Here is a 19,987-nt window from a genome sequence, read left to right as displayed (position 1 = left end):
AGGACAACAATTGCAATAACGGTACGAAGTTCCCCGGCGCGTGCTAAGAACGTCAGGGAATCGACCATCTGTCCGATTCCGCGAACGGGAGTGTGGTGTGACGGAAAGCGAACGGCCGACCCGGCGACGGAGCCGGTCCCGGCGTCGTCGGCGTGCCCGACTGCGACGTGTCCTCCTCAGTGCCCTGGTGGTCGGCTCGCTGCTGCTGGCGGCCGGCGGGTGGGTCGGCTTCCGCGGCTGGCAGGCGCGCGCCCACCTGCTCAACGCCGCCGGTCTGGCTCGGGAGTTGAGCGCCCAGGTCGTCGGTGGTGACACCGACCGGGCTCTGCGGACGCTCGCCGCTCTGCAGTCGCAGTCGGGCGCGGCCCGGAAGGCGACGGGCGACCCGAGCTGGCAACTCGGTCGGCGTACCCCGATCGCCGGCGACGACCTCGACGCGGTCCGGCAGATCGCCATCGCCATCGACGAGCTGGCACGGCAGGCGTTCCCGACCCTGCTCCGGACGGACCTGACCAGCCTCGTGCCGGCCGGTGGTCGACTGGACCTGGCCCGGCTCGGCGACGTCTCCGCCGAACTGACCCGCGCGGACGAGTCGGTGCAGCGGACGCGTCGAGACCTGGCCGCGGTGCCCGCCGAGAGTCTGGTCAGTCAGGTCCGGCAGGCGCTGATCGACCTGCGCGGCGAGATCGACCGCTTGGCCAGCCTCACCTCGGCCGCCGACCAGGGAGCCCGTTTGCTGCCGCCACTGCTCGGCGCGAGCGGCCCGCGACGCTACCTGCTGGTCTCGCAGAACCTCGCCGAGTTGCGCGCCACCGGCGGCATGTTCGGCGCGTACGCGATCATGGAGGCGGAGAACGGCAAGGTGAAGATGGGCAAGCAGGGCAGCAGTGCCTCGCTCGGCCAGTTCACCCCGGCGTTGAAGCTGCCCGCCGAGACCCGCGCGCTCTGGACCGACCTGCCCGGCATCTACCCGGCCGACGTGAATCTCTCCCCGCACTTCCCGACCGCCGCCGCGCTGTACCGCGAGATGTTCCGCCGTAAGACGGGCACCACAGTCGACGGTGTGCTCGCCGTGGACCCGGTGGTGCTGTCCTATCTGCTCAAGGCGACCGGCCCGGTTCTGGTGCCCGGCGGGGTCCCGCTCGCCAGCGAGAAGGTCGTGCAGACCCTGCTCAACGACAGCTACCAACGGCTGAACGTGAAGCAGCAGGACGAGTTCTTCGCCTCGTCAGCAGCCTCGGTGTTTGATGCCTTCTTCAAGAAGAATGTCAACCCACGGGTGTTGTTGTCCGCATTTGACCGTGCTATCACCGAACGGCGGATATTGTTCTGGAGTGCCCGACCTGAGGAACAGCGGACGTTCGGCGACAGCCGGATGGCCGGGACGCTTCCGGAACAGGACACCGTGCCGACCGTCGGCGTGTTCCTCAACGACGGCAGCGGCGCGAAGCTCGGCTACTACCTGCGGCCGACGGCGAACCTCACGGTGGGCGAATGCCGACCCGACGGACGCCGTGAGCTCCGGTTGCGGGTGACCCTGCGCTCGACGGCGCCGAAGTCCGGACTTAGCGAGTCGGTCCTCGGCCTCGGTCTGGCCGGCGATCCGTACACCGCCCGCACGTTGGTGTCGATCTTCAGCCCGGCCGGCGGGGCGGTGCTCGACGCCCGGCTCGACGGGGCCGAGACGGCGCTTGGTAGCGGCACCGAACGCCACCGCCAGGTGGCGACGGCCAGCGTCGACGTCGGCCCCGGTGCCGAGAGGGCGCTGGAGGTCACCGTGCTGACGGCCAAGACCGGCGTCGGCCAGGCCGAGTTGCGACTGACCCCCACCGCCAGCCCCTGGACCACCCAAGTTCATTCCGCACCAAGCTGTGACCAGTAGGAGGGAACCAATCATGCGGCTATCCCGCATCATCATGGCGCTCACGGTCGGCCTGGCCGTGGTGGCCGTGCCGACGGCAGCGGTGGCGGCACAGCCGCAGCCGACGCCCAGCGCGACCGCGACCACTGACCCGCCGCAGCCGCCGCCGTACCCACCGGCCGCCGCGTCGCTCACCGTCAACCGGCCGACGATCTACCTCGGCGAGACGGTCATCCTGACCGGCACCGGCTTCGGTCCGAACGAGACCGTCGACATCGTGGTGACGGTGACCCCGTTCGCCGCTCCAGCCGGCGGTCAGGCTCCGGCTCGCCGCAGCGACGGCAGCACCGTCGCCATGGCCCCGGTGGCCCACCAGGCGAGCGCGCCCCTGACCTTCACGGCGCGAACCGACGCCCAGGGTCGCTTCACCAGGAGCTACAAGCCGTCGGTGACGGGTCTGCTGACCTTCACCGCGACCGGTCGCGAGTCCGGCCGTACGGCCAGCACGCAGCTGCGGGTGCTGCACAAGAAGCAGCCGCTGCCCGTCACCGGTGACAGCATGGGTACGCCCATGAAGCTCGGCGGTGGCCTGGTCGGCGCCGGAGCGGTCATGCTGCTGCTGACCCTGGCCTGGCGTCGCCGCCAGCGCCTCGGCGGTGCTGCGCACTAACCCGCACCACCGGGCAACGCCCGGTTCGCACTGAAGCTGGCGCCCGTCGGACCACTCCGACGGGCGCCAGCTCTTCGTCAGCCCGCCCGGGGTCGTTTGTCCGGGTTTAGCAGCCTCGGCGCAGTCGAGGCCTCTTTGATCGACTCGGTTCCCTTGAAGTCGGGGTGTCAACCCGTCCCGATTACCGCCCCGTGCTCAGGTGGTCGTAGCAATCGATCTTGTCGTTCGTTGGTCTCTTCGGCGGGGTGATCGCTGAGAGGCTGGTGGGGCGTGGCGGGTCGTAGGCCGTTGACGGTGGTGGACCGGGAAGAGATCACGCGGGGGATCGCTGAAGGGCTCTCGGGTCAGCAGATTGCGGCGCGGATTGGTCGGGATCCGAGTGTGGTGTCGCGGGAGATTTGTCGGGGTGGTGGGCGGGGGTTCTATCGGGCGTGGCGTTCGCAGCGGCAGGCGCAGCGGGCGCGGCGCCGGCCGAAGCCGTGCAAGCTGGAGTTGGACGCGCGGCTGCGGGAGGTGGTGGTGGCGTTGTTGGGTGAGGGTTGGTCGCCGGATCAGGTCGCTGGGCGGTTGCGGGTGGACTATCCCGAGGACGAGGCGATGCGGGTGTCGCACGAGGCGATTTACACGTGGATGTATGCGTTGCCGGTCGGGGAGTTGGCACGGCAGCACCTGCGGTTGCGCAGTGGCCGCAGGAACCGTCGCCCGGCGCGTTCGCCGGCGTCGCGGGCGCCGAAGATCCCGAACCCGACGTTCATCGATCAGCGGCCCGTCCAGGCCGAGGACCGGCGGGTACCTGGGCACTGGGAAGGCGACCTGGTCATCGGCAAGAACGGCGCCAGCGCCACCGCCACGCTGGTGGAACGCACCTCCCGGTTCCTGATCCTGATCCCGCTATCAGGAAGAGACAGCCCCACCGTCACCAGCGCCGTGGCCACCGGCATCGCCGGTCTGCCCGACGCCCTGCGCCGCACCCTGACCTGGGACTGCGGCACCGAAATGGCCGAACACGCCGCCCTGAGCATCGCCGCCGGTATCGACGTCTATTTCGCCCACCCCCACAGTCCCTGGCAACGCGGCACCAACGAGAGCACCAACCGGTGGATTCGCGAATACCTACCCCGCGGCACCGTCATCCCCAACGACCACGACCACCTCAACGCCATCGCCGACCGACTCAACAACCGACCCCGCCGTATCCTCGGCTACAAGAAACCCAAAGAAGTCTTCGCCGAGCTGCTGACCAGCCAGATTGCTTCCACCGGCTGAGCACGGGCGCGTTATCCGTGAACCCGAGTGGATCACGCCCGGCTCGGGTGGGTTTGTCGCGGGTGCCGGGGTGCCGGGGTGCCGGCGACAGGCTGACGCGAAGTTTGTCCGTTTCAGGGGTCTGGGCTGTGGCCGGTCGCACCGGTGGGTCGGAATGATGGCCGGGCCGGGGTCGTTGAACACCCTGACGATCGCAGGACCACCGGCTCACCGCCCCGCCCGACCGGGGTTGGAACAGCTGGTGGCGGGGTTGGAATGCGACCCCGGTCCGCATCGTTGAAGCCTTCCCAGCACCCCGCTCCATCGGGTGCTACGGGATGGCCCGGCCCCGGAATGACCTCGGGCCCCCGGTCGTTGCAGTCCCCACGAGCGACCACCCGAGCACCGCTTCACACGAGCCGGTGTCGGCGGGCGGACCCACCGGGGAATGATCCCCGGACGGCGGTCGTTACACATGGACCCGGCGCCACAAGCCCCCCGGCTCGCAGGCCGCCGACCCGGCCCCCGCAAGCCCCCCGGCTTAACTGGTGCCGACCACCTCCAGACTTTCCCCCTTGGTTTTGATGCAGCGCCGGACGAGGTGCTCACACCCTTGTGTCGCCGACCCCCATTGGTGGTGCGGGTGTTCCTACCCCCGAAGGAGCTACCCCCATGAACACGATCTTCCGTAAGAGCATGTTGTCTGTTGCTGGTCTCGCGTTCGCCGGTGGTGTCTTCGCCGGCCCGATCGCCGCCCACGCCAACCCCGTGGATGGCAAGCCGGTGGCGGTGGCGGTGCAGTCGGCCGCCCCGAAGCCCCAGGGCGAGCAGTCCCAGATCACGTTGAATGATGAGCAGACCGCGAACGTCAAGGCGATCATCGCCGCGACGAAGAAGGCCGGCCTGCCCGAGCGCGCCGCGGTCATCTCGATCGCGACGAGCCTGCAGGAGTCGAAGCTGGAAAACCTGGGCCACCTCGGCGACGCCAATGACCATGACTCGCTGGGCCTGTTCCAGCAGCGCCCGACCAGTGGTTGGGGTACGCCGGAGCAGATCACCGACCCGACCTACTCCACGACCGCGTTCCTCAAGGGCCTCCGCCAGGTCGACGGGTGGCAGGACATGGCGCTGACCGACGCCGCGCAGACCGTCCAGGTCTCCGCCTACCCCGACGCCTACGCCCAGTGGGAACAGCAGGCCACCGACCTGGTCGGCCAGCACTGGAACAGCTGACACCAACACACACCGAACGACACCGCTGGCCGGCCCCCAACCCGGGGTGCCGGCCAGCGGCGTACCCATGTCAGTTCTTGTGGTGGTTGTGGGTGCGGACGATGTCGATCAGCGCGCAGATCAGCGCGAGCACGATGATGCCGGTGGCCAGCAGGAGCGATCGCTCGAAGGCGCTGGTCCAGTTGCCGCGGCTGTCGGCCAGCGACGAGAAGAACATCGAACCGACGGCGGCGATGCCGGCCGCGGCGCCGATGCGCTGACCGGTCTGGAGCATCCCGGCGCCGCTGCCCGCCTGCCCTACTGGCACTTCGGAGAGGGTGATCGTCTGGTTGGGGGCGATCACCAGCCCGCTGCCGATGCCGGCGACGAGCAGTGGACCGGCGGCAACCCAGGGCGCGGGGGCGTCCGGCGCGAGTTTCAGCGCGACCACCGTTGCGGCCAGGCCGATCACGACGGTGAGCAGACCGATGGCGACCAGTGGTCGGCCGAAGCGGTTGACGACGCGGCCACCGAGTACGGCGGCAGCCGCCGATCCCAGGGCGAACGGGGTGATGGCGAGACCGGCGATGAACGCGCTGTAACCGAGACCCATCTGTAGGAACAGGGTGAAGATGAAGAAGATCGCGGTGAAGCCGCCGAAGTAGACCAGCGCCAGGATCGAGCCCAGTGTGTACGACTGGAGGTTGAACAGTCGAAGGTCGAACAGGGGTTCGTAACGGCGTGCGAAGCGTCGCTCCCAGAGCCCGAAGACGACCAGCACGGCCAGGCCGACCGGGATGAGCGCCCACTTCCAGGGGGTCTGCCACTGCTGCTCCTGCACGAGCGGAAGCAGGACGAGGACGACGCCCACACCGAGCAGGAGGACACCGACGGGGTCGAGTCGATGCCAGCCGACCTGACCGGCGGGGCGGCCGGGCAGCAGACGCCAGCCGAGAATCACCGCGAGGATGCCGACGGGCACGTTGACGAAGAAGACCCACCGCCACCCGTGTTCCTCGCCGCCGATGGCTATGAGCAGCCCGCCGAGCAACGGCCCGACCGCTGTGGAGATTCCGATGGTTGCGCCGAGCAGCCCGAACGGGCGCGCCCGTTCGGGCCCCCGGAAGAGTTGCTGGATGAGCCCGATGACCTGCGGGTTGACGACGCCGGCGGCGGCACCCTGAAGCAGTCGGGCGATGACCAGCCACGTCGGTGAGGTGGCGAGGCCGGCGAGCGCGCTGGTCACGGTGAAGAGCGAGATGCCGAAGACGAACGCGTTGCGCCGACCGCGTGCGTCGCCGAAGCGGCCGGCGGGGACCAGCGCCAGGCCGAAGGTGAGCGCGTACCCGGAGAGGATCCACTGCAGGTCGCTCGGCGACGCGTGCAGCGCCCGGTCGATGGAGGGCACCGCGACGTTGACGATGCTCACGTCGAGCAGCGTCATGAACGCGGCGACCAACCCGACACCGACCGCCTGCCAGCGTCGTCGGTTCTCGGCCGCCGTCACCGGCTGCGGCGTCTGCGCCGCACTCATCGCGCCCCCCGTTGACCGTCGATCACGCATTGCTGATCGCTACCCGGAGCATCGGGGGGCGAATCGTCGTGGATTGTTCGGTGCCCTCACGCCATCTGGCGGGCGCAGAACCGGGGGCCGAAGTCGAGGCCGGCCATCGGCGAGTCCTCGCGGTGCAGCAGGCCCTTCTCGGTGAGCAGGTGCAGGGGGCTGTCCACCTGCTCCTGGGTCAGCCCTGACACCTCGGCGATGAGGTCCGGGTACGGCACCTGCCCGCGTGCCTCCAGGGTGGTGACCGCCTGGTACACGCGTTGCTCGGCCTCCGACAGTTGCACCTGCTGCATGCTTCCTCCTTCGTTCGTCCGCCGTCGTGCGGCGGCTGCCGTGCGCGGGTTACCCCCTGGGTGACCGAAGATGCACACCCGATCGGGCGGTCGGTGTCGGCTGTGGCGAACGGTCCGGGCCTTCGGTGGTGCCCTAGGCTGCTTTCGTGATCGTTTGGGACCTCGTCGTCGTCGGCGCCGGCCCCGCCGGGCTCTCCGCGGCGCACGCCGCTGCCCGCGCCGGTGTCTCCACCCTTGTTGTCGAGCGAGCCGCGCATCCGCGCTACAAGACCTGTGGTGGTGGCCTGATCGGCACCTCCCTGGCGGCCGTCGCGGATCGGATCGAGGTGCCGGCGCACGACCGGGTGGACCGGGTCACGTTCACCCGCGACGGCCGTCGGGAGTTCACCCGCCGCAACGACAGCCCGGTCGTGACCATGGTGCGCCGCGAGGAGTTCGACGACCGGCTGCGCGCGGCGGCGGTCGCCGCGGGCGCGCAGATGCGGGAGCGGGTCGCCGTCCGCGCGATCGAGCAGGACCCCGAGGGGGTACGCCTGCGGCTGGCCGACGGTGCGACGATCGGGGCCCGCGCGGTGATCGGGGCGGACGGTTCGTCGGGGGTGACCGCCCGGCATGTGGGGGTCCGGTACCGGCAGGTGGACCTGGGTCTGGAGCTGGAGATCCCGGTGCCCCCGGCCGAGCAGGAGCGGTGGCGGGGGCGGTTGCTGCTGGACTGGGGAGCGATGCCGGGGTCGTACGCCTGGGTCTTTCCCAAGGGTGACCGGTTGACTGTCGGGGTGATCGCCGGACGGGGCGCGGGGGAGGGGACCCGGGAGTACCTGCGGCGGTTCGTGGACCGGTTGGGGCTGACCGGCTTCCCGGCGGAGCACGACTCCGGGCACCTGACCCGGTGCCGGGAGGAGGACTCGCCGTTGCGCAACGGCCGGGTGCTGGTCGTGGGGGATGCGGCGGGGCTGTTGGAGCCGTGGAGCCGGGAGGGCATCAGTTTCGCGTTGCGTTCCGGCGGGCTGGCCGGTGCGGCGGTCGCGGCCGGTGACCTGTCCGGGTACGAGCGGGCGGTCGCCGAAGGGCTTGTGCCGGAGATGCGGGCGGGCTTCCGGCTGCTGGACGTGTTCACCCGCCGCCCGGACGTGTTCCACGCCCTGCTGGCGACGCCGCCGGGCTGGCGGATGTTCGTCCAGTTCTGCCAGGGGCGGGCGAGCTTCGACGAAATGCTGCGGCGTCGGCCCATCCGGGCGGCCCTCGCGGTGCTGGATCGGGTGCCAGCCCCGCGCCGGGCCCCTTTCATTCACCCAGGATCCTAGGATGCTCTACGCGGTGTGACCGCGCACTGGTGTCCAGTGGCCCAGCCGCTGGACAATGGCGGGGGAGTGGGAGGTGCAGATGGCCGAGCAGCCGTTCACCGATGACGAGTACGCGTTCCTGCGCCACGCGCGGTTCGGCGAGTTGCCGCTCGCGGTGCGTCCCGACGAACGCGTCGCCCTGACCGAGACCGACCCCGGGCGCGACCGCCCGGAGGAGGCCGAGGACCCGATCCGCTGGAACGTGCAGGGCTGAGAACGCACGACGGGCCGCGGGTGTCGCCACCCACGGCCCGTTAGCGATGTGCTGGGGTCAGAAGACCGGCACGCCCTCGCGTACCAGTCGCCAGTTCTGCTGGAAGAAGTCGGCCGGGTCGATCGTCCCCTTGGCCTGCGCCCAGTCGATGAGCAGCTGACGGATCTCCTGCTGCGCGTTGTAGACCTGGGTCTTCACGATGCCGGGGAAGTTGCCGCCGCCGCTGCGCCGGTAGTTGTTCACCGCCATCACGAACTGGGCGTTGTCCGCCACCGGAGTGTCGGTGCCGGCCAGCACCAGGCGGGTGATCCGCTGCCCGATCGGCTTGGAGATGTCGATGTCGTAGTCCAGGCCGGAGATCACGTCGTAGTTGTAGTCCGGCACCGCCGGCGAGTCGCTGATCTGCTCCGGGTCGACCGGGGCGCCGGGAGCGAGGGTCCGGAAGTACTTCGCCGAGTACTCCAGGTAGGTGCGCACCTCCGCGCCGCTGAGCACGACCGCCTCGAGCGTGTTGTCGAAGACGTAGAGCCCTGCCACGTCACGGATCTTCACGTCCCCGGCGGGGAAGACCGCGGTACGGCTGAACGGGGACGCCTGGGACAGCACCGGCAGGTCGGCGTACTGCGTGCCGGCCAGCGCCTTCGTGACGGTCTCGGCCTGGACGTGGTTGATGAAGTCCAGGATGGGAGTGTCCTTGTACCTGGATTCCACTGTGGACATCTCAACGGTGGCCTGGGCCACCACCTGGTTGACGTACGCGATGGTCTTCTGGTGTTGGGCCCGCACCGCGGCGAGCACCTTCGGGTCCTCGACCACGGTGTTGGTGTTCAGCATGCTGGCGGCCTTCTTGGTGATCGTCCACCGGCCGCGCTCGCGGGTCAGGGTGAAGTCCATCCGGGTGAGCCGCTGGCCCCACTTCGACGGCTCGGAGAGCAGCACCTGCGCGCCGGTCCGCTCGTTGGTGACGAACCGCTCGACCACCTCGTTGTGCGCGTGACCGAAGAGGATCGCGTCGATCCCCGGCACCTGCTGGGCGATCAACGCCACCGGGTTCTCGTTCGGCAGCTCCGGGCCGTAGCTGGAGGTGCCGCTGTCACCGCCGTGCGCGGAGATCAGCACGAGGTCCGCGCCGCGGGCCCGCATGATCGGCACCCACTTCGCCGCGGTGGCGACCATGTCGTCGAAGCGCAGCTTGCCCTCGACGTTGCCCTTGTCCCAGATGGCCACACCGGGGTTGGTCAACCCCAGGATGCCGACCCGCAGGGTCGGCGCGGCGAAACCGAGGGAGACCTTCTTGATGACGTACGGCAGGAAGGCCGGCTTGCCGGTCTTCGCGTTGACCGCGTTCGCGGCGAGGGCCGGGAAACCGAGCTGACGGATCCACAGGTCCAGCAACGGCAGGCCGTAGTTGAACTCGTGGTTGCCCAGCGTCACCGCGTCGTAGTCGATGACGTTCATCGCCCGGGCCATCGGGTGCTTCTCCCCGGTGGCGGTGATCGGCTCCTGCTTGGCGTAGTACGTGGCCAGCGGCGTGCCCTGGATGGTGTCGCCGGCGTCGAGCACCAGCGTCGCCTTGCCGCGCCGCTCCCGACGGATCTGGTTGATCAGAGTCGCCAGCTTCGCGACGCCGATGTCGTTCTGCTTGCTGTCGTCGTACTCGGCGTCGCGGTAGTAGTCCCAGTTGTAGACGTTGCCGTGCGTGTCCGACGTGCCCAGGAGGGTGAGGTCCCAGGTGCGCGGCCGGGCCGCGCCGGCCGCCTGCGCGGGCGCGGCGGCGATCAGCGGGGCGGTCGCGGCCGCCGCCGCGGCGACGAGCACCTGGCGACGCGACGGGCCGGAGGGAGAGGTCATGACGTGCCTTTCCATGGGGGTGGACGCGCCTCGTGAGCGCCTTGCGCACCATAACCAGCAGCGGACACTCCTGCCACGCGAGCCCCAGGTGCTGCTGCGGTTTCCGCAGGCCGGCGCAGGGTACGGCGGTCGGGGACGACATTCGCGGGGCAGCCCCCGCTTCCCGCGCGGCGCGAGGAGAGATCGGTGAGCGAGGACCAGCACACCCAGCAGGACCCCACCAGCCAGTACGGCCAGCAGTCCGGCCAGCCCGCACAACAGCAGTCACCGCCCGGCACGACCGGCGACATGACTCCGAAGCCGGACCACGGCGAGGAGTCGTACCGGGGCACCGGCAAGCTCGACGGCAAACGGGCGCTGATCACCGGGGGTGACTCGGGGATCGGCCGGGCGGTCGCGCTGGCGTTCGCCCGGGAGGGCGCCGACGTGCTGATCTCGTACCTGAGCGAGGAGGAGGACGCCGACGCCCAGGAGACCATCCGCCTGATCGAGGGCGCCGGCCGGCGGGGGATCGCGATCCGCGGCGACGTCACCGACGAGGCGCACTGCCAGGAGCTTGTCGACCGGGCGGTCCGGGACCTGGGAGGCATCGACATCCTGGTCAACAACGCGGCGTACCAGATGTCGCAGGACAAGGGCATCCTCGGGATCAGCACCGAGCAGTTCGACCGGGTGCTCAAGACCAACCTGTACGCGATGTTCTGGCTGTGCAAGGCCGCCATTCCGCACCTGGCCGAGGGGTCGGCGATCATCAACACGGCGTCGATCCAGGCGTTCGACCCGTCGCCGCAGCTGTTGGACTACGCGACCACGAAGGCGGGGATCGCCAACTTCACCAAGGCCCTCGCGGCCGACCTGGCCGAACAGGGGATCCGGGTCAACGCGGTCGCGCCGGGCCCGGTCTGGACGCCGCTGATCCCGTCGACGATGCCGGAGGAGAAGGTGAAGCAGTTCGGCACCGACACCCCGGAGGGTCGGCCCGGCCAGCCGGCGGAGCTGGCCCCGGCGTACGTCTTCTTCGCCTCGCAGGAATCCAGCTACGTCACCGGCGAGATCCTGGGCGTCACGGGCGGCCGACCGACCAAGTGATCCGCCGTCGGGGCGGGCGCTGCTCGGGTGCCCGCCCCGACGCGGCTCGGTCCGGCATCCGGTGTTGCGGAGGCCGGTGGTTCGTTGCGGGGGCGTGCCCGTCTCGTTGCGTGGTTCGCCGACGGTGGCTGGGTCAGCGCGGCCAGGCGGCGAAGCGCTGCCGGACCTGGGCGATGTCGGCGGCGCTCAGGCCGTAACGTCCGAAGCGTTGCTCGGGCAGGCGGTCCAGGTAGCGGCCGGCGGCGCGCACGTCGTCCGGGTCCAGCGCGGGGTCGACCTGCCGTGCCAGTACCAGCAGCTCGGTCACGTCGTAGTGCTCCAACGCCGCCGCCACGTCGATGAAGTCACGGACCTCCCGCCGGTTGACCAGTGCCGCGATCTTGTTGGCCACCAGGTCGCGGACGTCCATCACCGGGCCGAGGTCCATCACCACCGGGCTCTGCTGGCGGTCCAACCGGGCGAGGCTGAGCCGGATCTGCCGTCCGTCCCGGCTCACCACGAAGTCCTTCATGTCCTGCTCGTACCCGTCGAACAGCTCGCCCAGCTCACTGTCCGGGTCGGCGTCGGTGACGAGGAAGCCGGCTCGCTCCAACGCCCAGCGCACCCCCGCGGAGGCCGCCGCAGCGGCACCCTCCACGTCCGCGAAGAGGTCGACGTCCTCCGTCGGGCGGGCGACCAACCCGTGCGCCGCCCATGCCACCCCGCCACCCAACACAAACCGGTACGGTCCGGCGGCGGTGAGCGCCACCCGGGCCACCTCCCGGTAGAAGTCGTGCAAATGAGGCTCGGTCACGCCGCGCGCAGGCCGCGGTGCCGGCTCTCCCACGCCTGACGTACGCCCCGAGGCAGGTTGAGCAGTCGCCACACCCGGCGCAGCGTCCGCCCGTTGATCAGGACGCGCAGGTCCTCGGTGCGGGTCGTCTCGCGCAGCACGTTCTCGTACATCCAGAGCAGCTGGTCGGGGTCGGCGAGGTCGAAGGTGCGCTCGGCGTTCCACATCAACCGCACCGGCAACTCCACCACACCGCGAGTGGGCCCGGCCAGCTCGACGAGCGTCCGCGCCACCACGGCAGGGCGACCCGGTCGGGCCACGAAGGCCACGCCGGTCGCGGTGGGGGAGACGGCCTGCATGGTGTCAGGGTAACGCCCGCCCGAGCCGGTGTCGCTCAAGACGATCCCTGCGCCCTGCCGCAGGCTGTTGACGGTGCTTCGCGGAGCCCAGGCCAACTGGCCGCCCGAGCGCCGGGGTCGGGCATCCTCCAACGGAGGTTCGTCCGATTTACCCCCGCCTGTGACGGCTGAGGTCTCTGTGATCAACTCGGGTTTCTTGAAGTCGCGGTGTCATGCCGTCTCGGACACCCCGGGTTTCAGGAAGCCGAGTCGATCAAGCCCGATTTGGCGTCCTGAGGGCCGACCACGTCCGAGGCTGAGGGCTTTTGTCCGGTCTGAGGGGTCGAGTCGAGCGCGCCGAGCACCGCGCCACGAGGTTCACGGCCTTCGGGGCGTTTGGCCTGTGACCGGTCGCACCGGTGGGTCGGAATGATGGCCGGGGCGGGGTCGTTACACACTCTGACGATCGCAGGACCACCGGCTCACCGCCCCCGCCCACCGGGATTGGAACAGCTGGTGGCGGGGTTGGAATGCCGACCCGGTCCGCATCGTTGAAGCCTTCCGCACCGACCGCCCGAGCACCCCGCTCCATCGGGTGCCACGGGATGGCCCACCGGGGAATGACCCCCGACCCCCGGTCGTTACACATGAACCGGGCGCCCGAGCCCCCCGGCTCGCAGGCCGCCGACCCGGCCCCCGCCAAGCCCCCGGCTGACGGTGCCGATCTCCCCGAAGACTTTTCCCCTTTGTTTGATGCAGCGCCGGACGAGGTGCTCACACCCTTGTGTCGCCGACCCCCTTGGCGGTGCGGGTGTTTCCTACCCCCGAAGGAGCTACCCCCATGAACACGATCTTCCGTAAGAGCATGTTGTCTGTTGCTGGTCTCGCGTTCGCCGGTGGTGTCTTCGCCGGCCCGATCGCCGCCCACGCCAACCCCGTGGATGGCAAGCCGGTGGCGGTGGCGGTGCAGTCGGCCGCCCCGAAGCCCCAGGGCGACCAGTCCCACATCACGTTGAATGATGAGCAGACCGCGAACGTCAAGGCGATCATCGCCGCGACGAAGAAGGCCGGCCTGCCCGAGCGCGCCGCGGTCATCTCGATCGCGACGAGCCTGCAGGAGTCGAAGCTGGAAAACCTGGGCCACCTCGGCGACGCCAATGACCATGACTCGCTGGGCCTGTTCCAGCAGCGCCCGACCAGTGGTTGGGGTACGCCGGAGCAGATCACCGACCCCGCCTACTCCACGACCGCGTTCCTCAAGGGCCTCCGCCAGGTCGACGGGTGGCAGGACATGGCGCTGACCGACGCCGCGCAGACCGTCCAGGTCTCCGCCTACCCGGATGCCTACGCCCAGTGGGAGCAGCAGGCCACCGACCTGGTCGGCCAGTACTGGAACAGCTGACCCACCAACACGAACACCGCACAGCACAGCTGGCCGGTACGCCCACCCGGGGTGCCGGCCAGCGGCATATCCGCACGCTCGCACGTCCTCGGGTCGGGTCGGGTCGGTCGATCATGGACTTGTGGTGCCGGGCTGAGGATGGTTCGGGTGGTCTTGTCCGGCGCCACAACTCCTTGATCGACCCAAGCGGCCCGGGGCGGGCCGCCCGGGTGGGACGGGCGGCCCGGCCCGGCCCGGCCCGGGCGGGGCGGGGCTCGGGTAGGGAGTGGGAACACGGGCGGGGGCTGGGTGGTTGTGGTCAGTGTCGGTGTGACTCAGTGTCCCCGGGCCTCACCTAATATCGCCTTCGCGGAATACCGTTCGGCTGGAGCCGCGTCGCGCCACTCGCCGAGAGGCGACCTGCACACCGACACCAGCGCCGCCCCCGAGCCCACAAGGCCGGGGGCGGCGCTGTCTGGCTTCCCTCCGCTCGCGAAGATGTCTCGGCTGGCCTATGTTCATGGGGTCGCTCGCGTGGGAGGGGGTGTCGGGGCATGGGTCTGCGTACCTTCATCGAGGGTTGGCCGGTCTACCGCCAGCTCACCGGCACCGACCCGTTGGGGCGGGGTGCCGCGGCGAAGTCCGATGGATCCCGCGCGCTCACCGCTCGCACGGAAACCGCCGACTCGGTGGCCCGCTCGGTGTGCCCGTACTGCGCCGTTGGCTGCGGTCAGCGGGTGTTCGTCAAGGACGGGCGGGTCAGTCAGATCGAGGGCGACCCGGACAGCCCGATCTCGCGGGGTCGGCTCTGCCCGAAGGGTTCGGCCAGCAAGAGTCTGGTGACCAGCCCGCTTCGGCAGACGAAGGTCCGCTACCGCCGTCCCTACTCGACGCAGTGGGAGGATCTGGACCTCGACACCGCGCTCGACATGATCGCCGACCGGGTGCTCGCGGCTCGTGAGCAGACCTGGGAGGACGTCGACACGCAGGGCCGGCCGCTCAACCGGACGCTGGGTTTCTCCAGTCTGGGTGGGGCGACGCTGGACAACGAGGAGAACTACCTCATCAAGAAGTTGTTCACCGCGGCGGGTGCGTTGCAGATCGAGAACCAGGCCCGTATTTGACACTCCGCCACCGTCCCCGGTCTGGGGGCCAGCTTCGGTCGTGGCGGTGCGACGGATTTCCAGCAGGACATCGCCAACGCTGACGTCATCGTCATCCAGGGTTCGAACATGGCTGAGGCACACCCGGTGGGTTTCCAGTGGGTGATGGAGGCCAAGCGTCGGGGTGCGAAGGTCTTCCACGTCGACCCGCGTTTCACCCGCACCAGCGCGCTGGCTGACTCGTACCTGCCGATCCGGGCGGGCACGGACATCGCGCTGCTCGGTGGTGTGGTGCGCTACATCCTGGACAACGAGCTGGACTTCCGGGAGTACGTGCTGTCGTACACGAACGCGGCGACGATCGTGAGCGAGCAGTTCAGTGACACCGAGGACGGCGACGGGTTCTTCTCCGGGTTCGACCCGGAGACCGGCACGTACGTGCAGGACAGCTGGCAGTACGAGGGCAACGAGGACTCGTCCGGCAGTGGGCACACGGCCAAGGAGCGCGACACCGCGTCCGGGCTGGAGCACGAGTCGCACGGCGCGCAGGTCGACGGGGACACCCCGCGGGACGAGACGTTGCAGCATCCGCGCTGCGTCTACCAGATCCTCAAGCGACACTTCGCCCGCTACACCCCGGAGATGGTCGAGCGGGTCTGTGGCATCCCCCAGGACAAGTTCCTGGAGTTGGCCCGGGCGTGGACGGAGAACTCCGGCCGGGAGCGCACCGGGATGCTGATCTACTCGGTGGGCTGGACGCAGCACAGCGTGGGTGTGCAGTACATCCGCACCGGCGCGATCATCCAACTGCTGCTCGGCAACATGGGCCGCCCGGGTGGTGGGGTGATGGCGCTGCGCGGTCATGCCAGCATCCAGGGCTCCACGGACATTCCGACGCTGTTCAACCTGCTGCCGGGTTACCTGCCGATGCCGCACCACGCCGACCACCCGACCTTCGACGAGTGGGTGGACAGCATCCGGCACCCCGGCCAGAAGGGCTTCTGGGGTAACGCCGGGTCGTTCGCCGCCAGCCTGCTCAAGGCGTACTGGGGTGACGCGGCGACACCGGAGAACGACTACTGCTACGGCTACCTGCCGCGGCTGACCGGTGACCACGGCACCTACCAGCAGGTGCTGAACATGATCGACGGGAAGATCAAGGGGTATTTCCTGCTCGGGCAGAACCCGGCTGTCGGTTCGGCGCACGGCCGGGCGCAGCGCCTGGGCATGGCCAACCTCGACTGGCTGGTCGTCCGGGACCTGTTCATGATCGAAAGTGCGACTTTCTGGCAGAACGGTCCCGAGGTCGCCACCGGGGAGATCGTGCCCGAGGAGTGCCGCACGGAGGTGTTCTTCCTGCCCGCCGCCTCCCACGTGGAGAAGGAGGGCACCTTCACCCAGACGCAGCGCCTGTTGCAGTGGCGGGAGAAGGCCGTCGAGCCGCCAGGCGACGCCCGCTCCGAGCTGTGGTTCTTCTACCACCTCGGGCGCAAGCTGCGCGAGAAGCTGGCCGACTCGAAGCTGCCGCGCGACCGTGCGCTGCTCGACCTCACCTGGGACTACCCCACGCACGGCCCGAACGTGGAGCCGAGCGCCGAGGCGGTGCTGCGCGAGATCAACGGGTACGACGTGACGACCGGCCGCCCGCTGTCCAGCTTCGCCGAGGCCCGCGCGGACGGCTCCACCGCGATCGGTTGCTGGATCTACACCGGGGTGTACGCCGACGGAGTGAACCAGGCGGCGCGGCGCAAGTCCCGACACGAGCAGGACTGGGTGGCCGCCGAGTGGGGTTGGGCGTGGCCGGCGAACCGGCGCATCCTCTACAACCGTGCGTCCGCCGACCCGGACGGCAACCCGTGGAGTGAGCGCAAACGCTACGTCTGGTGGGATGCCGAGAAGGGCGAGTGGACCGGTCACGACGTGCCGGACTTCGAGAAGACCAAACCGCCGTCGTACCGGCCGCCACCCGGCGCGTCCGGGACGGAGGGCATCGCCGGCGACGACCCGTTCATCATGCAGGGCGACGGGAAGGGCTGGCTGTACGCGCCCAGCGGTGTCCTGGACGGCCCGTTGCCGACGCACTACGAGCCGGTGGAGTCGCCGGTGCGTAACCCGCTCTACGGGCAGCAGGCCAACCCGACCCGCAAGATGTACGCGCATCCGGTGAACTCGGTGAACCCGAGCCCGCCGGAGGAGCACAGCCAGGTGTTCCCGTACGTGTTCACTGTCAGCCGGCTCACCGAGCACCACACGGCCGGTGGGATGAGTCGGACGGTGTCGCCGCTGGCCGAGTTGCAGCCGGAGATGTTCGTGGAGGTGTCCCCGGAGTTGGCCGTCGAACGCGGTCTCGACCACCTGGGCTGGGCACACCTGGTCAGCGGCCGTGCCGTGATCGAGGCGAAGGTGCTGGTGACGGATCGGCTCAGCCCGTTGCGGGTCGAGGACCGGGTGATCCACCAGGTGTGGTTGCCGTACCACTTCGGTTTCGAGGGTCTGGTGACCGGCGACTCGGCCAACGACCTGTTCGGCATCAGCCTGGACCCGAACGTGCTGATCCAGGAGAGCAAGGTCGGCACCTGCGACGTGCGGGCCGGCCGTCGGCCGACCGGGCCGGCGCTGCTGGACCTGGTCGCCGACTACCAGCGGCGCGCCGGGATCAACCCGGGCCACAACGCCCCGGCGGTCACCACTGACAGTGAGGGGAGGGATCGCGGTGCTTCCTGACCCGAACAGCCTCTACGGGCCGCTGGATCCGGCGCCGGACGCCGGTTACGAGGACGCGCCGCCGCGGATGGGGTTCTTCACCGACACCAGCGTCTGCATCGGCTGCAAGGCCTGCGAGGTGGCCTGCAAGGAGTGGAACGGCGTCCCGGAGAGCGGGCTCGACCTGCTCGGCATGTCGTACGACAACACCGGCGCGTTGACCGCGAACTCCTGGCGACACGTCGCGTTCATCGAGCAGCCCCGGCCGGCCGGGCACCGCACACCGCCGTTCGCGGGTACGCCGACCGACGGTTCGGTCAGCGCGGCGTCGGCGGCCGTGGCGGCCGGCACCAGTGAGCGCACCGGCACGGACCCGGGTGTGCCGACCGGCACGCCGTCCGCCGCCGCCCGGATGGCCGGGGGCGGGCCGGTGGACGTGCTCGGCACGATCGAGGCCGATCCGACCGCCGCGGGCCGCGGTGGCGCGGGTCCACAGTTCCTGGGGATGCCGGGGGCGCAGCCGCCGGGGCGTGGGTCCGGTGTGGAGGGGCGGACGGATTTCCGGTGGTTGATGATGTCGGACGTGTGCAAGCACTGCACGCACGCGGCGTGTCTGGATGTCTGTCCGACGGGTTCGTTGTTCCGGACGGAGTTCGGCACCGTGGTGGTGCAGGAGGACATCTGCAACGGCTGCGGTTACTGCATCTCCGCGTGTCCGTACGGGGTGATCGATCAGCGTAAGGATGACGGTCGGGCGTGGAAGTGCACGCTGTGCTACGACCGGTTGGGTGCGGGGATGACCCCGGCGTGTGCGCAGGCGTGTCCGACGGAGTCGATCCAGTACGGGCCGCTCGACGAGTTGCGGGAGCGGGCCGCCGCGCGGGTCGAGACGCTGCACGAGCGGGGCGTCCCCGAGGCCCGCCTGTACGGGCACGACCCGAATGACGGCGTCGGTGGGGACGGTGCGTTCTTCCTGCTCCTCGACGAGCCGGAGGTGTACGGGCTGCCACCCGACCCGATCGTGACTACCCGCGACCTGCCGAAGATGTGGAAGCGCGCCGGCCTCGCGGCCCTCGCCATGGCGGCGGCCACCGTCGCCGCGTTCGTCGGAGGTTCCTCGTGAGTCCGCAGCGCCCCGAGGTGGGCGAGATCTTCCGTCGCTTCCGGGACCGGTTGGCCGCCGATGGTCGCGACCGACCGACGGCCAGCACCGAGTTGCGGGCCGCGAACGGCGAGAGCACCGGGCTGCCGGCCGCGACCGGCGCCGGCATCAGCTCGGCGGTCGGACAGCAGCGGCGCACCGCCGAACCCGGCCGGCGGGGCGGGCGTCGCGGAGGTGGGCGTCGCGGAGGCGGCGAGGAACTGCGGGTGCCGGAGGCGGAGTTCACGTCGTACTACGGTCGGCCCATCCTGAAGGCGCCGGTCTGGAAGTGGGACATCGCGGCGTACCTGTTCACCGGCGGGCTGGCGGCCGGCTCGTCACTGCTCGCCGCCGGTGGGCAGCTCACCGGCCGGCCGGCGTTGCGACGCGCCGGTCGGGTCACCGCGCTGGCCGCCGTGAGCGCCAGCGCGGTCTTCCTGGTCAAGGACCTCGGCCGGCCGGCGCGGTTCCACCACATGCTGCGCGTGGCGAAGCTGACCTCGCCGATGTCGGTGGGCACCTGGATCCTCACCGCGTACGGGCCGGCCGCTGGTGTCGCCGCGATCGCCGAGGCCGCCGGTGTGCTGCCGCGCCACGGCCTGCTCGGGCTGGCCGGTCGGGCGTTGCCGTCGGTCGGGCACGTCGCCGGGCTGCTCGCCGCCGGCACCGCGCCCGCGCTGGCCACGTACACCGGGGTGTTGCTCGCCGACACGGCGGTGCCGTCCTGGCATGAGGCGTACCCCGAGTTGCCGGTGATCTTCGCGGGCAGCGCGCTGGCCAGCGGCGCCGGCGTGGGTCTGCTCGCCGCGCCGCCGGCCCAGGCGGGGCCGGCTCGGCGGATGGCGGTGGCCGGGGCGGCCCTGGAGTTGTACGGCGCGCATCGGGTGGAGACCCGCCTCGGTCTACTCAGTGAGCCCTACCGGCAGGGCAGCCCCGGCCGGCTTCTGCGTGCCGGCCGGATGTTGACGGCCGGTGGTGTCGCCGGCGCGCTGCTCGGTCGGCGTAGCCGGCTGGTCGGCGCGCTGTCCGGCGCCGCGCTGCTGGCCGCGTCGGTGGTGACCCGGTTCGGCATCTTCTACGGCGGGGTGGCCTCCGCGCGCGACCCTCGGTACACGGTGGTGCCGCAGCGCGAGCGGGCCGACGCCCGGCGGACGGGCATGGATCTTCCATCTGATCGGGCGGCCCCGCCCGCGATGTGATCGAATGT

Annotated in this window: 16 protein-coding genes; 11 read left to right on the top strand and 5 right to left on the bottom strand. The window is 70.2% G+C overall.

Annotation, left to right across the window (positions count from 1 at the left end):
* Positions 1-97: 97 nt before the first annotated feature.
* The 4 genes from FBZ33_RS14800 to FBZ33_RS14785 all read left to right on the top strand — a co-directional run bounded on the left by FBZ33_RS14800 (position 98) and on the right by FBZ33_RS14785 (position 5,009).
* A complete protein-coding gene (locus tag FBZ33_RS14800; protein ID WP_141909483.1) occupies positions 98-1,882 on the top strand; it encodes a DUF4012 domain-containing protein in 1,785 nt (594 codons plus the stop codon).
* A gap of 13 nt (positions 1,883-1,895) precedes the next feature.
* Positions 1,896-2,531 (top strand): hypothetical protein, encoded by a 636-nt coding sequence (locus tag FBZ33_RS14795; protein WP_099853742.1) that lies wholly within the window; start codon positions 1,896-1,898, stop codon positions 2,529-2,531.
* A 270-nt stretch (positions 2,532-2,801) separates the two neighbouring features.
* Entirely contained in the window at positions 2,802-3,797 is a 996-nt protein-coding gene (locus FBZ33_RS14790; protein WP_141908230.1) for an IS30 family transposase, read from the top strand.
* A 651-nt stretch (positions 3,798-4,448) separates the two neighbouring features.
* A complete protein-coding gene (locus FBZ33_RS14785) occupies positions 4,449-5,009 on the top strand; it encodes a hypothetical protein (protein ID WP_141909482.1) in 561 nt (186 codons plus the stop codon).
* A gap of 70 nt (positions 5,010-5,079) precedes the next feature.
* Here FBZ33_RS14785 and FBZ33_RS14780 read toward each other — a convergent pair whose 3' ends face one another.
* The gene (locus tag FBZ33_RS14780; RefSeq protein ID WP_088948268.1) at positions 5,080-6,522 is read right to left on the bottom strand and encodes an MFS transporter; all 1,443 of its coding nucleotides are present in this window, start codon (positions 6,520-6,522) and stop codon (positions 5,080-5,082) included.
* An 86-nt stretch (positions 6,523-6,608) separates the two neighbouring features.
* Positions 6,609-6,845: a hypothetical protein gene (locus FBZ33_RS14775; RefSeq protein ID WP_088948267.1), complete on the bottom strand. Its 237-nt coding sequence runs from the start codon at positions 6,843-6,845 to the stop codon at positions 6,609-6,611.
* Between the two features lie 146 nt (positions 6,846-6,991).
* On the opposite strand from FBZ33_RS14775, the gene FBZ33_RS14770 reads away from it, so the two are divergent.
* Complete coding sequence (locus FBZ33_RS14770; protein WP_141909481.1) at positions 6,992-8,149, top strand: geranylgeranyl reductase family protein; 1,158 nt, start codon at positions 6,992-6,994, stop codon at positions 8,147-8,149.
* Positions 8,150-8,204: 55 nt separating this feature from the next.
* On the top strand, positions 8,205-8,402 hold the full coding sequence (locus FBZ33_RS14765; RefSeq protein ID WP_088948265.1) for a hypothetical protein: 198 nt from the start codon (positions 8,205-8,207) through the stop codon (positions 8,400-8,402).
* Positions 8,403-8,459: 57 nt separating this feature from the next.
* On the opposite strand, the gene FBZ33_RS14760 is transcribed toward FBZ33_RS14765, so the two are convergent.
* Positions 8,460-10,253, bottom strand: a complete 1,794-nt coding sequence (locus FBZ33_RS14760; protein ID WP_088948264.1) for a bifunctional UDP-sugar hydrolase/5'-nucleotidase — start codon at positions 10,251-10,253, stop codon at positions 8,460-8,462.
* Positions 10,254-10,439: 186 nt separating this feature from the next.
* Here FBZ33_RS14760 and FBZ33_RS14755 point away from each other — a divergent pair, with 186 nt between their 5' ends.
* Complete coding sequence (locus tag FBZ33_RS14755; RefSeq protein WP_141909480.1) at positions 10,440-11,342, top strand: SDR family oxidoreductase; 903 nt, start codon at positions 10,440-10,442, stop codon at positions 11,340-11,342.
* A 133-nt stretch (positions 11,343-11,475) separates the two neighbouring features.
* Here the strand turns inward: FBZ33_RS14755 and FBZ33_RS14750 are convergent, their stop codons facing one another.
* Both FBZ33_RS14750 and FBZ33_RS14745 read right to left on the bottom strand, forming a co-directional pair.
* Positions 11,476-12,135 carry a nucleotidyl transferase AbiEii/AbiGii toxin family protein gene (locus FBZ33_RS14750; RefSeq protein ID WP_141909479.1) on the bottom strand — a complete coding sequence of 220 codons (660 nt, stop codon included), beginning with the start codon at positions 12,133-12,135 and terminating at the stop codon, positions 11,476-11,478.
* The gene (locus FBZ33_RS14745; protein ID WP_099857485.1) at positions 12,132-12,473 is read right to left on the bottom strand and encodes a hypothetical protein; all 342 of its coding nucleotides are present in this window, start codon (positions 12,471-12,473) and stop codon (positions 12,132-12,134) included. The genes FBZ33_RS14750 and FBZ33_RS14745 overlap by 4 nt, the downstream gene beginning before the upstream one ends.
* Before the next feature lie 820 nt (positions 12,474-13,293).
* On the opposite strand from FBZ33_RS14745, the gene FBZ33_RS14740 reads away from it, so the two are divergent.
* The 4 genes from FBZ33_RS14740 (at position 13,294) to nrfD (ending at position 19,979) form a co-directional block, all read left to right on the top strand.
* A complete protein-coding gene (locus tag FBZ33_RS14740; protein WP_141909478.1) occupies positions 13,294-13,854 on the top strand; it encodes a hypothetical protein in 561 nt (186 codons plus the stop codon).
* Positions 13,855-14,387: 533 nt separating this feature from the next.
* Positions 14,388-17,660 (top strand): formate dehydrogenase, encoded by a 3,273-nt coding sequence (gene fdh / locus FBZ33_RS14725; protein ID WP_185755308.1) that lies wholly within the window; start codon positions 14,388-14,390, stop codon positions 17,658-17,660.
* Positions 17,650-18,762 (top strand): 4Fe-4S dicluster domain-containing protein, encoded by a 1,113-nt coding sequence (locus tag FBZ33_RS14720; RefSeq protein WP_141909476.1) that lies wholly within the window; start codon positions 17,650-17,652, stop codon positions 18,760-18,762. Before fdh ends, FBZ33_RS14720 begins: the two co-directional genes overlap by 11 nt.
* The gene (nrfD, locus tag FBZ33_RS14715; RefSeq protein WP_141909475.1) at positions 18,759-19,979 is read left to right on the top strand and encodes an NrfD/PsrC family molybdoenzyme membrane anchor subunit; all 1,221 of its coding nucleotides are present in this window, start codon (positions 18,759-18,761) and stop codon (positions 19,977-19,979) included. Before FBZ33_RS14720 ends, nrfD begins: the two co-directional genes overlap by 4 nt.
* The last annotated feature ends 8 nt before the right edge of the window (positions 19,980-19,987 follow it).

The organism is Micromonospora sp. A202, assembly GCF_006715105.1.
In the GTDB taxonomy this organism is placed as follows: domain Bacteria; phylum Actinomycetota; class Actinomycetes; order Mycobacteriales; family Micromonosporaceae; genus Micromonospora; species Micromonospora zamorensis.
Note: the sequence above shows the minus strand (reverse complement) of the source record. Positions and strands in the feature narration are given on the sequence as shown.